Below are 14,803 nucleotides of genomic sequence, written 5' to 3'. Positions count from 1 at the left end.
GCGTCCGGCGCCTCTTCCGCAGCTGGAGTAGCCGGCCCCGGGCTTCTACATCTGTAGAAGCCCGGGGAGGAATCTACACCCGCTCTCTACAGGTGTAGAAAGGGGGGATGTCCGCCACTCGACGCACCCTCCTCGCCGACACGGCCATCGACGTCCTCGCCGACCACGGCATGCGCGGGCTCACCCACCGCGCGGTGGACCGGGCGGCCAGCCTGCCGCCCGGTACGACGTCCGCGTACTACCGCACGCGACAGGCGTTGCTCGCCGCGCTCGTCCAGCGCCTGGTGGAACGCGACCAGCGAGAGCTCCGGGAGGAGGGGGAGCGGACCCCGGTGCCCGCGAGCGCCGATGAACTGGCCGCCGGGCTTGCCGATTTCATCGCGCGGCGGCTGACCGGGGGCGGGCGCCGCCGCTCCCTCGCGCGCTACGCGTGCGCCCTGGAAAGCGTGCACCACCCGGAGTTGCGGGAGATCCTCGTGCCGCGCGAGAACGCGGCGCGAGGAGTCGTGCGGGAGTTCCTGGCGGCGCGCGGCCTCTCCGACGCGGGCGAACGTACCGTCACCCTGCTGACCTGCGTGGACGGACTGGTCTTCGACCGCCTGGTGAACGGCGGGGCCGTCTCGGCCGAGGAGGTCGGGCAGCTGGTGGCGGCGGCGATGCGCTGAGTTCACGCACGGTTCCCCCAAAGATGAACTGTGCATGCCAAAATGACGCCTGTCGCATCATGCCGCCCGACCCAGGGGACACAGTGAAGACACAGGCGTACGCCGGCCGGGGCGCGCTCGCCCTCGCCGGCGCCCTCACGTTGATCATCGCCCTGCCGGCCGGCGCCCACGCCGCGCCGCCGCCCGCGCTGCCCGCCAACGCCGACGGCCTGGAGCAGACGTTCCAGCCGGCCTACGACTACGACACCGACGGCTGCTACCCCACGCCCGCGATCGGGCCCGACGGCACGGTCAACGGCGGCCTCAACCCCTCCGGAGCGCTCAACGGCCAGTGCCGTGACTCCTGGGATCTCACCCAGACCAACGGCTACTCCCGCGCCACGTGCAACAACGGCTGGTGCGCGATCCTCTATGCCCTCTACTTCGAGAAGGACCAGGCGGTGGCCGGCAGCGGCCTCGGAGGACACCGCCACGACTGGGAACACGTCGTCGTGTGGGTGCAGAACAACCAGGCGCAGTACGTCTCCACATCCGCCCACGGCTCCTTCGCCGTCAACGCCCGGGACCGAATCCGCTGGGACGGCACCCACCCCAAGATCGTCTACCACAAGGACGGCATCGGCACGCACTGCTTCCGCCCGGCGAACACCAACGACGAACCGCCGGAGAACCACCAGCGCACCTGGCAGTTCCCGAGCCTGGTCGGCTGGAACGGCTACCCGGCGGGCCTGCGCGACAGGCTCAGCCAGGCAGACTTCGGCAGTGCCGTCTTCGGTCTGAAGGACGGCAACTTCGCCGCCCACCTGGCCAAGGCCAAACCGGCCGGCATCCCCTTCGACCCGTACGCCTGACACCTCACGGACGGCGGCAACCTTTTCCGCCGCCGCGGCGACTACCGTCCGCCCGCCCCCTTCCGGGGCGGGCACCCCCACGGACGGAAGGACCCACGACATGACCGAGACCCGAGGCAGGGCGAGACACCGCAGGCGCGGAAAGGCCCTGGTGATCGGTGTCCCCGCCGCGCTCGCCGCGGCGGGGGTCCTGGCGTACGGCACGGCGTTCGGCGTGTTCGGCGCGGACACCCGGCCCGAGGCGAAGGCCGCGGGCACCCCCGCGCCCGCGTGGGCCCGTGCCGCCGCCGACGGCTTCGCCTCGGTCGACGCGCTCGGGCAGAAGGGGACGTACGGCGGGCGGGACGGCAGGACGGTCACCGTCAGGACCCTCGCCGACCTGGAGAAGTACGCGACCGCACCCGAGCCGTACGTCATCGTCGTCGCCGGGACGATCACCGTGAACCCCACGGGCAAGGAGATCAAGGTCGCCTCCGACAAGACCATCATCGGATCCGGCACCTCGGGCCACATCGTCGGCGGAGGCTTCTTCCTCGGCCAGGGCGTCCACAACGTGATCATCCGGAACCTGACGATCCGTGACGCGTACCAGGGCGTCTGGAACGACAAGGAACACGACTTCGACGCCGTGCAGATGGACGGCGCGCACCACGTGTGGATCGACCACAACGACCTGCGGCACATGGCCGACGGCCTCATCGACAGCCGCAAGGACACGACGTACGTCACCGTGTCCTGGAACAGGCTGGGCAACAACAACAAGACCTTCGGCATCGGCTGGACCGACAACGTCACCGCCGACCTCACCATCCACCACAACTGGTTCCGCGAGACCGAACAGCGCAACCCGTCCACCGACAACGTCGCCCACGCCCACCTGTACAACAACCTGCTCCAGGACGACGCGGGCACGGCCATCACCTCGTCCTACGGCAACTACGCGCGCGGCAGGACGCGGATGGTCCTGGAGAACAGCGTCTTCCAGGGCATGAACAACCCGGTGATCAAGGACGCCACCGCCGCCCTCGTCCAGCGGGGCAACGTTTTCTCCGGTACCACCGGCCGCAACGAGAGCGGGGGCACGGCCTTCGACCCGAAGGCGTACTACCCGTACACCCTCGACCCCACGGCCGCCGTGCCCGCGCTGCTCAAGTCCGGCGCGGGCCCCCGCTCCTCCCTCGGCACCACTCCGGCCGCTGCCGCTGCCGCCACCACCACCCTGACCGTGGCGAAGGACGGCAGCGGCCGGTTCACCAGCGTGCAGAAGGCCGTCGACGCCGTGCCCGCGGGCAACACCTCCCGCGTCGTGATCAGGGTCGCCCCGGGCGTCTACCGAGAGACGGTCAAGATCCCCTCGAACAAGCCCCACATCACGATCGAGGGCACCGGCGGCAGCCGCAAGGACACGGTCCTCGTCGAGGGACACGCCTCCGGCATGACCAAGCCGGACGGCTCGGGAACCTACGGAACGGGCGGCAGCGCCACCGTCGCCGTCGAGGCCGACGACTTCCGGGCGCGCAACCTCACGATCTCCAACGACTTCGACGAGGCCGCGAACCGGAACCTGAACGGCCACCAGGCCGTCGCCCTGCGCACCGCCGCCGACCGGATCGTCCTCGACGGCATCATCGTCACCGGAGACCAGGACACCCTCCTCCTCGACACCGCCGCCAAGGACAGGATCGGCCGGGTGTACGTCACCGGCTCCTATGTGATCGGCAACGTCGACTTCGTCTTCGGCCGCGCCACGGCCGTGATCGACAAGTCCGTCCTCACCCTCAAGAAGCGCTGGGACGGCACGTCCGCCGGCTATGTGACGGCACCGAGCACCCCGGCCGGCCGCAAGGGCTTCCTCATCACACGCTCCACCGTGAACGGCGACGTCGCAGCGGGAACGTTCCACCTCGGCAGGCCCTGGCACGCCGGCGGCGACGCCACCCTCGACCCGCAGACCACCGTCCGCGACAGCGTCCTCAGCGGCGCAGTCCGGCCCACCCCCTGGACGGACATGGGCGGCTTCTCCTGGAAGGCCGACCGCTTCGCCGAATACCGCAACACCGGCCCCGGCTCCGGCCCGGCCGGCCCGGACCGCCCCCACCTGACGGCCGCTCAGGCCGCCACGCAGGACACCGCGCACTGGCTCGACGGCTGGACCCCGGCCACGGGCTGACGGTGGCGCCCGGGACCCGACCTGGGCGGGACCGCCCACGGACCGCTGTGCGATCATGCGGGGGCCCTGGGGGAGAGGGGCCGGATCGACGTGTGATGCGAGGGGTGCGGTGTGAACGCGGGTGGGGAACGGGACGGTTCGTCCGTGCCGGACGACGTGTGGGAGCAGTTCCTGCGCGACTCGGTCGAGGGCGTGGCGGACGCGCCCAAGGAGCCGTCGGCGCGCGCCCGCGTCGTGGCGGACCGGCTGCGCGACGCCCCCGCCGGGACCGAGGGATGGCGTACGTACACGCCGCCCCGGCCCCGGCGCGGGAAGGGCTGGTACGTGGTCGGGCTCCTCGCCGCGGCGGGCCTGCTCGTGGTGGCGCTCGACCCGTGGCAGCTCATCGGCTCCTCCGACGATGAGGGACGGCAGCAGCCGCCGCTCGCCCAGGAGGCGGAGCGCCCGACCCAGGCACCGCCCGTGGAGCCGGCCCGACAGCCCACGCTCGACGAGCCGTTCAAGGGCTCGCCCGCGGCCCGCTGGGCGGACGGAACGGCCGGGATCACGGTCCCGGCCGCCCGGGCGACCGGCTGGATGAGCACCGCACAGGTGGAGAAGGCCCTCCGGCAGACCCGGGACTTCCTCGCCGCGTCCAGCCTGGACCCGGCCGTGCTGGGCGGTGAGCGCCCCACGAAGGCGATCGCCCTGATCAATCCGCACCAGCGGGATGTCAAGGACTATCTGGCCGCCGCGTTCCGCGCGCCCAGCGAGGAGAACGACCCGCTGCTGCTCTTCAGCCGCTTCGAGACGTCCCGCACGCGCCTGGTCGGCGACGTCGTCAAGACCCGGGGCCGGATCACCTACCGGGAAGGCGAGCGCGGCGCCCTCCAGGTCTCCACCGACGTCACCTACGTGTACCCGGTCGCGCGGGCGGCCGCGGCGGGCGGCGGCGACGAGATCGTGCGCACGATCGTACGGCGCGAGGTGGTGCTGAACTGGGACGACCCCTCGAAGATCATCACCGAGCCCGGCACCTTCTCCCTCGTCTCGTACAAGGTCGACATGACCAACGGCGGCTGCGACAACCACACCGGCTACTTCGCCCCGCAGTTCGGCACCGACCGGTCGGGCACCGGCACGACCGACGGCGCCACCGTCGACCCGTACGACCGCAGTACGCCGATCGCCGGGGGAACGGGGACCGCCGACGGCGGGTGCAGCACCGCGACACGTTCCTGACGGCCGCCGGCCCGCCGTGCCGACGGCATGGTCACGCGCGCGCGGCGGGCACGATGGGGCGACGAGCGCGCGCCGAGGAAGCCGACAGGAACCGGAGGGGACGACCCTCCCCCTTCTTCGACTCCGGCGTCCGCACCGGCGCCGATGCCGTCAAGGCCCTCGCCCTCGGGGCCACGGCGGTGGGCGTCGGCCGGCCGTACGCGTACGGGCTCGCCCTCGGCGGTACGGACGGCGTCGTCCACGTCCTGCGTTCGATCCTCGCCGCGGCCGACCTGATCATGGCCGTCGACGGCTACTCGGCCCTCGCCGACCTCCGGGCCGACGGCGCCCCGCGCCGTCTGCGGGTCTGAGGAACGGCCCCGGCCCGGCTCATCGGGCCAGCTCCTCGACCGCGGCGGCGGCGAAGGAGTGGTCCTGCTCCGGGGCGCCGCCGCCGACGCCGATGGCACCGATGAGCCGGCCGGAGCGGTGGACCGGCAGACCGCCGGCGATGAAGAGCAGCGGCCGGTCGAGGGCGGTGGGGAGCGAGTGGAACGGGCCGTCGGGCTTGACCAGGTCGACCAGATCGGCCGTGGGGGCGTTGAGCTGGAGGGCGGTGTACGCCTTGCGGGTGCTGGTCTCTCCGGAGATCAGCACCGCCCGGTCGTCGCGACGGAAGGCGAGCAGGTGCCCGCCGGCGTCGAGCACGGTGACGCTGACGGTCGCCCCCGCCAGTTCGGCGGCGCGGCGGGCGGTGGCGACCAGGGCCTCGGCCTCGGCGGTCGTCAGCGGGGTGACGGTGGTGGTGTTCATGGTGCTGCTCCTCAGGGTGATGTGGGGTGGTGGGGTCAGGCGTGGACGGGGGTACGGGCCTCGGCGTCCGCGGCTTCGGCCGCGGGGGCCCGGCGCTCCAGCGCCGCGGACCAGAAGGCGAGGCCGAGAGCGGCGGCGGCGAGGACGGCGCCGACCCAGTTGGGGGCGGTGTAGCCGAAGCCGGCGGCGATGACGAGGCCGCCGAGCCAGGCCGCGAGCGCGTTGCCGAGGTTGAACGCGCCGATGTTGACGGCGGAGGCCAGGGTCGGCGCGCCGTGCGCCTGGTCGAGGACGCGCTTCTGCAGCGGCGGCACCGTGGCGAAGCCGAGCGCCCCGACGAGGAGGATGGCGATCGCGGCGAGGATCTTGTGGTGGGCGACCACGGTGAACAGCGCGAGGACGACCGCGAGCCCGCCGAGGGTCGCGTACAGCAGGGGCATCAGGGCACGGTCGGCGTACCGGCCGCCGAGCAGGTTGCCGAGGAACATGCCGACGCCGAAGAGGACGAGCAGCCAGGTGACCGCGCCCTCGGAGTAGCCCGCTGCCTCGGTCATCATCGGTGCGATGTAGGTGATCGCGGCGAAGACTCCGCCGAAGCCGAGCACGGTCATCGCCATGGCGAGCAGCACCTGCGGGTTGCGGAACGCCTTCAGCTCCCGGCGCAGGTGAGTCCCTTCGGGGCGGGGCATGGCGGGCACGAGCCTGGCGATGCCGAGAAGGCCGACCACACCGAGCGCGGCGACGACCGCGAAGGTCGTGCGCCAGCCGACCGCCTGCCCGATGAAGGTGCCGAGCGGCACGCCGACGATGTTGGCGACGGTCAGCCCGGTGAACATGGTGGCGATGGCGCCGGCCTTCTTGTCCGGGGCGACGAGGCCGGCGGCGACGACGGATCCGATGCCGAAGAAGGAGCCGTGGGCGAGCGAGGCGATCACGCGACCGGTCAGCATCATCCCGAAGCTCGGGGCGAGCGCGGAGAACACGTTGCCGGCCACGAACAGGCCCATCAGCAGCATGAGCATGTGCTTGCGGCTCACCTTGTTGCCGAGGACGGTCAGCAGCGGCGCGCCGACGACGACACCGAGCGCGTAGCCGGTGACCAGCAGGCCCGCGGTGGGGATGGAGACGCCGTAGTCGGCGGCGATGTCGGGCAGCAGCCCCATGACGACGAATTCGGTTGTTCCTACCCCGAAGGCCCCGACTGCCAGGGCGAGGAGTGCGAGCGGCATGGCTCCAGCCTTCCGTAATTGCTTGAGTGGGCTGTTTACGTGCTCTCACAATAATTGCAGACGCGCTATAAGTGCAAGCGCGGAGTGCGCGCCTCGGTCGGGAGCGGGTCACCTCGGTGAGATGTCACGCTGCGTGGCCGCGTCGCCACGCGCGAAGCTGGACGGCGGCGGTTCGGCCGAGGACGGGGGGACCGAGGGCGCGGTCTTCGGTGATGCGCAGCAGCGGCCGGCCGGGATCGTGGATGAGAAACGGCGTTGCGTCCCGTGGGGCCGACGAGGATGCTGGCCACACCGCGTGGCCGACGTCGCGCAGCAGTTGGAACGCGCCCGGCTGAGAGGGGTGGAGTACGTCGCGGTATGGGCTGCAACGCTTCGGCCGCCTCCGGCGGCGACTGGCCTGGTTCAGTGCACGCCACGCACGCGCTGACGAGCAAATGTCAGGAGTTGTGGATCACAGTGCCGTCCGGCAAGGATCGATCGTTCTTACGGAACGGAATGTCGGGGGCCGGTAGGTTGCCTCCTCGAAGCCGGTGCGGAGAGAGGGCTGTTGGGGTGCTCACGCTGACGGAGATCGCTGAAAATCCCCATCGCCTGACGACCCGTCTGAAACCTCATGGCGGTTCGGATGTCGTCCTCCGCCCCCTGACGCACGCCGACACGGGGCGATTGGCCGAGTTCCTCGACGCCCTGTCGTCCGAATCGAGGCGCTTCAGTACGTTCGGCGGGTACGACCTCGCGACCGCCCAGGAGCTGTGTGACGCGATCGCGCGCTACGACAAGCTCAGGCTGGTGCTCGAGGACGTCCCGTCCGGGAGGATCGTCGGCCTTCTCGAATTCAGCCTCGCTCTGACTCCCGCGGACATCGCGCGCTACCAGGACGCGGGCATCCGCCTCACCGGGACGACCGACTGCCGCTTCGGCCCCACTCTGGCCGACGACTACCAGGGCCGAGGCGTCGGGACGCTCGCCTTCCCGCTCGTCACGGAGGTCGCACGACTGCTCGGCAGGACGAGAATCATCCTGTGGGGCGGCGTCCGCGCCGACAACCCTCGCGCCATCCGCTACTACGAGAAGAACGGCTTCCGACCGGTCGGCTTCTTCACCGAGGCGGACGGTTCCCGGTCGCTCGACATGATGCTGGACCTGCGCCCGGCGCCGGGTCCGGCGGGGGCCTCGACGAACGTCTCTGACGGCGTCGTCACTCTGTCCCCGCTGCACGTGGACGACACTGACGCGCACCTGGCGGGCGAGGACGAACTGCTGGTGCGCCGGCTCAACGGAGGGCCGGGGACCCGAGCCGGCACAGAGGCGTACTTCCGTCAGTGCATGGAGCAGTGGGCCACTGGCGGTCCGCTGCGTGCCTTCGGAGTACGCGTCGGTGATCAGGCCGCGCTGGCCGGCACGATCGACCTCAGATTCGAGATGCCGGGCCTCGCCCCCGGGCAGGTCAACATCGCGTACGGGCTCTACCCGGCCTGGCGCGGCCAGGGCTTGGCCACACGCGCGGTACACCTCGTATGCCAGTACGCGACAGCACAAGGAGCGACTCAAGCGGTGATCCAAGTGGATCCGGAGAACCCCGCGTCGGCTGCGGTTGCCCACCGGTCGGGCTTCACCCGCACCGCGCGGATTCCGGATGCGGACGGAACCCGGTTCGACTGGTACATCCGCGATCTGAACGAGTCGTCGGGGGAGCGTCATTCCGCGGGTGACCCCTCCTGAGGGCGGTGCCGATGACCGAGTCCGGCCGGACGGTGCCGGTCGGGCTCGTGGTCTCAGCCCATGAGCTGCTGTTCCGTCCAGATCGTCTTCCCACGCTCCGTGTAGCGACTGCCCCAGCGAGTGGTCAGCTGCGCGACGAGGAAGAGACCCCTGCCGCCCTCGTCCGTGGTGAGGGCGCGGCGCAGCCGGGGCTGCGTGCTGCTCGGGTCCGAGACCTCGCACACGAGCACCCGGTCGCGGATCAGCCGCAGGACGACCGGGCCGCCGGCGTACCGGATGGAGTTGGTGATGAGCTCGCTCACGATGAGCTCGGTGCTGAACAGCAGCTCGTCCAGCCCCCACGCCACCAACTGGGCGTTGACATGGGCGCGCGCGTCCTGAACGGCGGCGGGATCCGCCGGGTACTCCCACCTCGCCGTGGACTCCTCCGACACGGCATGGGTACGGGCGAGCAGGACCGTGATGTCGTCGGTCGGGTGCTCCGCGTGCGGTGTCCGCGCCAGCAGGGCGCTGCCCAGGGCCTCCAGGGTGCCCTCGGCCGGTGACAGACCGGCCAGGACCGCCTTCAACTGTTCCGGCCCGTGGAGGACGTCACGCCCGAGCAGACCGTCCGTGTAGAGCACGAGGGTGCTCCCCGGCGGCAGTGTCACACTCGTGACCTCGAAGGGATTGTCGCCGACCCCGAGGAGCGGACCGGGAGTGACGGGTACGAAGCCGACGTCACCCTCGGGCGTCACCAGAGCCGGCGGCGGGTGGCCCGCGGAGGCCATGTGGCACGTACGGCTGACAGGGTCGTAGACGGCGAAAAGGCAGGAGCCGCCCACACTGTCGGGCTCGTTCGCCTCCCGCTGCATCCGCCGCACCAGATCGTCGAGCCGGGTCAGCAGTTCGTCGGGAGGCAGGTCCAGGTCGGCGAGCGTCTGCACGGCCGTACGCAGACGTGCCATGGTGGCGGCCGCCTCAAGCCCGTGCCCCACGACATCACCGACGACCAGCCCGACCCGCAGCGAGGACAGGTCGAACGCGTCGAACCAGTCGCCCCCGACACTGACCGCGCCGCCCGCGGGCAGGTACACGCCTGCGGTCTCCGCCGCCGTGCTGCTCGTCGCCGCCGGGGGAAGCAGGCTCCGCTGCAGCACCACGGCCGTCTGGTGCTCCCGGGCGAAGCGGAAGGCGTTGTCGATGGCCGTCGCGGTGCGGGCGCACAGGTCCCGCATCAGCTTGATGTCGGCCTCGTCGAAGGACGCGGCGGTACCCGTGCGGCAGACCGAGGCGTACCCGAAGAACCGGCCCCCGCGATGGAGCGGGCAGCCGAGTGAGGCGTGGGTGCCCTCGGGCAGGAACCTGCGGATCAGCGCGGGATCATGGCCGAGGATCCGCCGGGAGAGCTCCCCGTCGGCGACCAGCACCCCGCCGACGTGCCTGGCGGCGATCTCCGGCGTCTCCGCGACGGGCGGGACGGGCTCGCCCACCTGGATCAGGGGCGCCGGCCAGTCGCCGTCCGCCGACCTCACCGCCACCCGGCGTGTGGCGGAGGCCTCCTGTACGGACTGTCCGGGCTGTCCGGGCGACGGATCGCGGCCCTGCAGGACGGCGTCGGGATAGTCGACCATCGCGTGGTCACCGAGGGCCGGCACCAGGATCGACGTGAGGTCCTCGGCCACCTGGACCACGTCGAGCGACTCCCCGACCTCGAAGGCCTGGCGGTACGCGTCGGCGTGGCGGCGCGGCGATCCCGCGTCCGCGACCCTGGCCGCCTCCACCATGACGCCCACCGGCATGCCGAGGGCGTCGTCGATACGGAAGCACGACAGCGCCAGAGCCGCCCCACCGCCGGACCGGTCCAGGTCGTACACGCGTGAGGCGACGGACGTTCCCGTGGCCGCGACCAGCTCGAATGCCGCCCGGGCGTCACCGCTGCCGTCGCGGGCCCTGAGCCCGCACAGCCAGTCGTCCCCGACGCCTTCCGGGCGGAGCGCCTCCAGGGTCGTGTTCGTCCGCACGAGCCGCAGATCCATGTCGAACTGGGCGACACCGATGCCGTCCTGGGCCAGGAGCGCCCGCGCCACGTCCGCGTCCTGGTCCGCCCTGCCGGGCCCGCCGGGCGGCAGCACCAGGACCAGCCGTTCCGCCGCGCCGTCCGCTTCCGCGACCAGCAGGTCCGCCTCCACAGGCCGCCCCGAACGGTGCAGAAGCCGCGCGCGGCGCGGGACGGTACTGGCACTGCGGTACCCCGAATTCCCGGGCTCCACCAGAAGCCGCGACGCCTGCTGCCCCGCCATCTCCTCGCCGGTCCATCCGAGCAGCCGCTGCGCGGTCCGCGACCACCACGTGACGCGGCCGTGCTCGTCGAGCATCGCGGTCGCGACGCTCTCCAGGGCGGACAAGACCCGAGGAGGGGCGTCGGGGCGCTGCTCCCTGTCGTCGCTCGGTCCCACGCGGTCCCCTTGTCGCCAGGTGGATTCCCGCTCTTCTGCCAGCATGCGCCGGACCCCGCGACGAGGCACGCCGGAGGCGGCCGCCGGCGGGACCGGCCCGAGCCTTCCCCCACCGCCCGGCCGGGGCCGGCCTCGCCGTCACGCCGGCCCTGGCCCGGTGGCCGGAGCCGTTGTCAGTGGGCGGGGATAGGTTCGATCTTGTTCCGCCGCGACGGCGAGAGCATCCCTTCGACGTGCATGGGAGAGGTACGTTGCCGGTCTGGGAGAGGTCGAGTACGGCGCGGGTGGTCCCACCCGCGCGACCGCGGAAACTCGCCAAGGTGCCCTTCGTCGAGCTGGCCGACGGACGGCTGCAGGGCGTCGTGTCCAGTGGGTCCGACGCAGGACGCGTGTACGTGTCCTCGATCGCGACGGGTACGTACGCGTTCGCGTGCAGCACCAACAACAACCGCCCCTGCGGCGGAGCGCGCGGCACGTTCTGCAACCACATCCGCGCCCTCGTCGGGGAAGCGGTCCTGCAGTACGGGGCCGAGCGCGTCGCCCGCTACCTGAAGGCCGACACCCCGGACGGGGCCCCGGACGCCCCCCGGCTGGTCACGGCGATGACCGCCACGCGCCCCGAGCAGGGAGACACCTCGGCGGCCGCCCCGGTGTTCAGCAGGTTCCTCCGGCACCTCGCCTACCTCGAACTGGAACCGACCACCGCGCCCCTGCCCGAGATGCAGTGGTTCCCGCCCACGAGGACGGCCGCCTGATGCGCACCGACCTGCTCACCGACCCCGTCGACGGGCTCGACGAGGCGCTGTCCGCCGTCGACGCCTTCGACCAGACGCTCGTCACCGGACTGCTCCGGCCGCAGCCCGCCCAGGCCGCCGGCCTCACGGCGCTCGCGCACTCCGTCGCCGGGACACCGCTCGCCTCGCGGGTCGCCGAGGCCGCCGACAAGGCCGCGGCGGGCGCCGCCGGCGAGGAGCACCTCATCGCCCTCGCGGCCGCCCGCACCGCGCTCATGGGCGCCGCGCACGACGCGCTGACGGACCGCGTCGCGGACGTCACCGGCAGGCCGCGCGCCGAGCGGACCACCCCCGACCGCGACGGCGGCGACGCGGACGCCCCCGGAGCGAACGTGCTGGCCGCCGCCCGCGCCTGGCTGTGCGACCTCGCCCGCACGGGCTGGCAGGGCATCGACCACGACCTGATCGCCGGCGCCGCACCCGTGATCTCAGCGATGCTGCCGGACCCCCGGCTGCGCCGCCAGGCGACCCTCCTCGACGGCTTCGCGGCCGAACTCGCGGCCTCCTGCCCGGGGGCTGCCCTGGACCGGGTCCCGGTGCGCCGCTGGGCCGACCTCTGGACGCGCGCGCTGCTCCTGACCCTGCCGGGTGCCGCCCCCGCCCCCGCACTGTCCACCGCGACCGGCCGCCTGCTCCCCCTGGGCGTGGACGTACAGGAGCACGCCACCGCCGTGCAGGCGCAGGTCCACGCGGTGCTCGAACCCGCCGACGGGACGGCGCCGCGCCTGGTCCGGGCGGCGGTGTCCGCACCCAAGCCCGACACCGTCGTCGGCGCGGGCCTGTGGCAGCTCCTCCGGCCCCGGATGTCCCTGCTCGGCGCGGCGGGGGAGGGCCGCGCCGTGGAGCTCGACGCCATGCCCGTCACCGCCGAAGGCGACCTCGACTGGGACGACGAGCGGGCCCGCACCGGGCAGCCGGCCGACCCCTTCGCCACCGCCCGGGTGATCCTGTCCACGGCCACCGACCCGGTGACCGCACCGCTGGACCGCCATCCCGCCGGGATCGCCGTCCCCGTGCTCGTCGAGGGCTACGCGGCGGACCGGCAGGACGACGGGACGCTGACGTTCACCGTGGCCGGGCACCGGCTCGCCGTCGACACGGACCGCGTCCCGGCCGCGAGCCCGCTCACCCCCGAGGCGGTCGCCGCCTCCAGCGCCTGCCTGGGACTGCTCCGCTGGGACGCGGGGGAGTTCGTCCTGCAGCCGCTCGCCGTCGAGACGACCGTCCGGAAGAAGACCGTCGCCGTCCACGCGGGCGAGTGGGCCGGAGGCACCACCGACAAGCTCGGCGTACGGGCGGAGAAGGCCGCCACGGACGCCGTCACCGTCCTGCGGGAACGTGCCGGAAAGCTGCTGCGCGCATGACCGACACGACGCCCCCGGCCGACCGGGCCCTGTCAGCCGCTCCCGTGCCGCCTCCCGGCCCGACCGCCCCGGCCACAGGCGGCCCGACCGGCCTGCCCGCAGGTGCCCCGACGGCCCCGGCCACGAACGGCCCGGCCCCGACAGCCCTGCCCGCAGGCGCGCCGACGGCCCCGGCCGTCAGCGGCCCGACCGCCCCGGCCACGAGCGGCCCGGACGCCGACGACAACCGGCGCCAGGTCCTCTACTGGCGGCTTCTCGCCCGCCTCTTCGACCCCGAGGAGCAGGCCGCCCTGGAGTCGGCGAGCCTCGCCGTCGTCGAGGACATCGGTCTCCCGTCGGCCCTGCTCGACCCCGGCGCCTCCGTCGAGTCCGTCGTGCAGCGCCATCCGGAGCTGGCCGACGAGTTCGACGGCCTGATGACACCGGAGCCCGGGCCCGAGGGCGCGCGCGACCGGGCTGCGGAGGTACGGCGCGCCGCGCTCGCGTCGAAACTGCTGCTCAACGTCTTCTCCACCGGATCGGGAACGGTCTCCGCCGGTCAGCTGGCCCGCTGGCAGTCGGACGCCGGCTGGCTCGAGCGGGCGTTCGGCTGCCCGCCCGGCGGCCTGCGCGGTGGCCAGGGCGCCGGAGCGGCCGTCGAGGCCGGCGGCCTCGGCTCCGAACTCGGCACCGTCGAGGCCGACCTCGTCCGCCGTATGCACCTGCGCGAGGTACTGGCCGACCCCGCGCTCGCCGCCAGGCTCACCCCCAGCATGTCGCTGATCGAACAACTGCTCCGCGACAAGGGCAACCTGTCCGGCATCGCCCTCGCCAACGCGAAGTCGCTCATCCGGCGTTACGTCGACGAGGTCGCCCAGGTGCTCCGCACCCAGGTCGAGAAGGCCACCGTCGGAGAGCTCGACCGCTCGGTCCCGCCCAAGCGCGTCTTCCGCAACCTGGACCTCGACCGCACCATCTGGAAGAACCTCACCAACTGGAGCCCGGAGGAGGAGCGGCTCTACGTCGACCGCCTCTACTACCGGCAGACCGTCCGCCGCACCACGCCCCAGCGGCTGATCGTCGTCGTGGACCAGTCGGGCTCCATGGTCGACTCCATGGTCAACTGCACCATCCTCGCCTCGATCTTCGCCGGACTGCCGAAGGTCGACGTCCACCTCATCGCATACGACACGAGGGCCATCGACCTCACCCCCTGGGTGCACGACCCGTTCGACGTCCTCCTGCGCACCAACCTCGGCGGCGGCAACGACGGACCGGTGGCCATGGCGATGGCCCGGCCGAAGATCACCGAACCCAGGAACACCGTCATGGTGTGGATCTCCGACTTCTACGAGTTCGACCGCTCCCAGCCGCTGTTCGAGGGCATCGAGGCGGTCCACCGCTCCGGCGTGCGGTTCATCCCCGTCGGCTCGGTGACCAGCTCGGGACGGCAGGAGGTCAACCCCTGGTTCCGGGAGCGGTTCAAGGCCCTCGGCACCCCGGTGGTCTCCGGCCACATCAACAAGCTCGTGCACGAACTCAAGACCTTCCTCACCTGAGAAGCCCAGAAAGGCCCTC

At 72.4% G+C, this 14,803-nt stretch carries 11 protein-coding genes and 1 pseudogene; 9 read left to right on the top strand and 3 right to left on the bottom strand.

The window, feature by feature from the left end:
* The first annotated feature begins 107 nt into the window (after window positions 1–107).
* From ACFVYX_RS22625 to ACFVYX_RS22605, 5 genes and pseudogenes are all read left to right on the top strand, one after another.
* Entirely contained in the window at window positions 108–665 is a 558-nt protein-coding gene (locus tag ACFVYX_RS22625; protein ID WP_389683221.1) for a TetR/AcrR family transcriptional regulator, read from the top strand.
* A gap of 59 nt (window positions 666–724) precedes the next feature.
* Window positions 725–1,516 (top strand): NPP1 family protein, encoded by a 792-nt coding sequence (locus tag ACFVYX_RS22620; protein ID WP_389683220.1) that lies wholly within the window; start codon window positions 725–727, stop codon window positions 1,514–1,516.
* Between the two features lie 100 nt (window positions 1,517–1,616).
* Complete coding sequence (locus ACFVYX_RS22615) at window positions 1,617–3,686, top strand: pectinesterase family protein (protein WP_389683219.1); 2,070 nt, start codon at window positions 1,617–1,619, stop codon at window positions 3,684–3,686.
* Between the two features lie 111 nt (window positions 3,687–3,797).
* Window positions 3,798–4,907, top strand: a complete 1,110-nt coding sequence (locus ACFVYX_RS22610) for a hypothetical protein (protein WP_389683218.1) — start codon at window positions 3,798–3,800, stop codon at window positions 4,905–4,907.
* Between the two features lie 110 nt (window positions 4,908–5,017).
* A pseudogene (locus ACFVYX_RS22605) lies at window positions 5,018–5,257 on the top strand (alpha-hydroxy-acid oxidizing protein); the annotation flags it as partial.
* A 19-nt stretch (window positions 5,258–5,276) separates the two neighbouring features.
* On the opposite strand, the gene ACFVYX_RS22600 reads toward ACFVYX_RS22605, so the two are convergent.
* Window positions 5,277–5,699: a heme-binding protein gene (locus ACFVYX_RS22600; RefSeq protein ID WP_389683217.1), complete on the bottom strand. Its 423-nt coding sequence runs from the start codon at window positions 5,697–5,699 to the stop codon at window positions 5,277–5,279.
* Between the two features lie 35 nt (window positions 5,700–5,734).
* Window positions 5,735–6,928, bottom strand: coding sequence for an MFS transporter (locus tag ACFVYX_RS22595; RefSeq protein WP_389683216.1), 1,194 nt, complete (start codon window positions 6,926–6,928; stop codon window positions 5,735–5,737).
* Between the two features lie 552 nt (window positions 6,929–7,480).
* Here ACFVYX_RS22595 and ACFVYX_RS22590 point away from each other — a divergent pair.
* Window positions 7,481–8,650, top strand: a complete 1,170-nt coding sequence (locus tag ACFVYX_RS22590; protein ID WP_389683215.1) for a GNAT family N-acetyltransferase — start codon at window positions 7,481–7,483, stop codon at window positions 8,648–8,650.
* Window positions 8,651–8,703: 53 nt separating this feature from the next.
* Here ACFVYX_RS22590 and ACFVYX_RS22585 read toward each other — a convergent pair whose 3' ends face one another.
* Window positions 8,704–11,088: a SpoIIE family protein phosphatase gene (locus ACFVYX_RS22585; protein ID WP_389683214.1), complete on the bottom strand. Its 2,385-nt coding sequence runs from the start codon at window positions 11,086–11,088 to the stop codon at window positions 8,704–8,706.
* Window positions 11,089–11,339: 251 nt separating this feature from the next.
* Here ACFVYX_RS22585 and ACFVYX_RS22580 point away from each other — a divergent pair, with 251 nt between their 5' ends.
* From ACFVYX_RS22580 to ACFVYX_RS22570, 3 genes are read left to right on the top strand one after another with little or no spacing between them, the layout of a single operon-like run.
* Complete coding sequence (locus ACFVYX_RS22580) at window positions 11,340–11,843, top strand: hypothetical protein (RefSeq protein ID WP_389683213.1); 504 nt, start codon at window positions 11,340–11,342, stop codon at window positions 11,841–11,843.
* Window positions 11,843–13,246 (top strand): hypothetical protein, encoded by a 1,404-nt coding sequence (locus tag ACFVYX_RS22575; RefSeq protein WP_389683212.1) that lies wholly within the window; start codon window positions 11,843–11,845, stop codon window positions 13,244–13,246. The genes ACFVYX_RS22580 and ACFVYX_RS22575 overlap by 1 nt, the downstream gene beginning before the upstream one ends.
* Window positions 13,243–14,784: a VWA domain-containing protein gene (locus ACFVYX_RS22570; RefSeq protein ID WP_389683211.1), complete on the top strand. Its 1,542-nt coding sequence runs from the start codon at window positions 13,243–13,245 to the stop codon at window positions 14,782–14,784. Before ACFVYX_RS22575 ends, ACFVYX_RS22570 begins: the two co-directional genes overlap by 4 nt.
* Window positions 14,785–14,803 lie beyond the last annotated feature (19 nt).

The sequence above is a fragment of the Streptomyces sp. NPDC058326 genome (assembly GCF_042879855.1).
Taxonomy (GTDB): domain Bacteria; phylum Actinomycetota; class Actinomycetes; order Streptomycetales; family Streptomycetaceae; genus Streptomyces.
Note: the sequence above shows the minus strand (reverse complement) of the source record. Positions and strands in the feature narration are given on the sequence as shown.

Coding starts and splice junctions, on each gene's coding strand:
- ACFVYX_RS22625 (WP_389683221.1), top strand. CDS start 108: ATGTCCGCCACTCGACGCACCCTCCTCGCCGACACGGCCATCGACGTC.
- ACFVYX_RS22620 (WP_389683220.1), top strand. CDS start 725: ATGCCGCCCGACCCAGGGGACACAGTGAAGACACAGGCGTACGCCGGC.
- ACFVYX_RS22615 (WP_389683219.1), top strand. CDS start 1,617: ATGACCGAGACCCGAGGCAGGGCGAGACACCGCAGGCGCGGAAAGGCC.
- ACFVYX_RS22600 (WP_389683217.1), bottom strand. CDS start 5,699: ATGAACACCACCACCGTCACCCCGCTGACGACCGCCGAGGCCGAGGCC.
- ACFVYX_RS22595 (WP_389683216.1), bottom strand. CDS start 6,928: ATGCCGCTCGCACTCCTCGCCCTGGCAGTCGGGGCCTTCGGGGTAGGA.
- ACFVYX_RS22575 (WP_389683212.1), top strand. CDS start 11,843: ATGCGCACCGACCTGCTCACCGACCCCGTCGACGGGCTCGACGAGGCG.
- ACFVYX_RS22570 (WP_389683211.1), top strand. CDS start 13,243: ATGACCGACACGACGCCCCCGGCCGACCGGGCCCTGTCAGCCGCTCCC.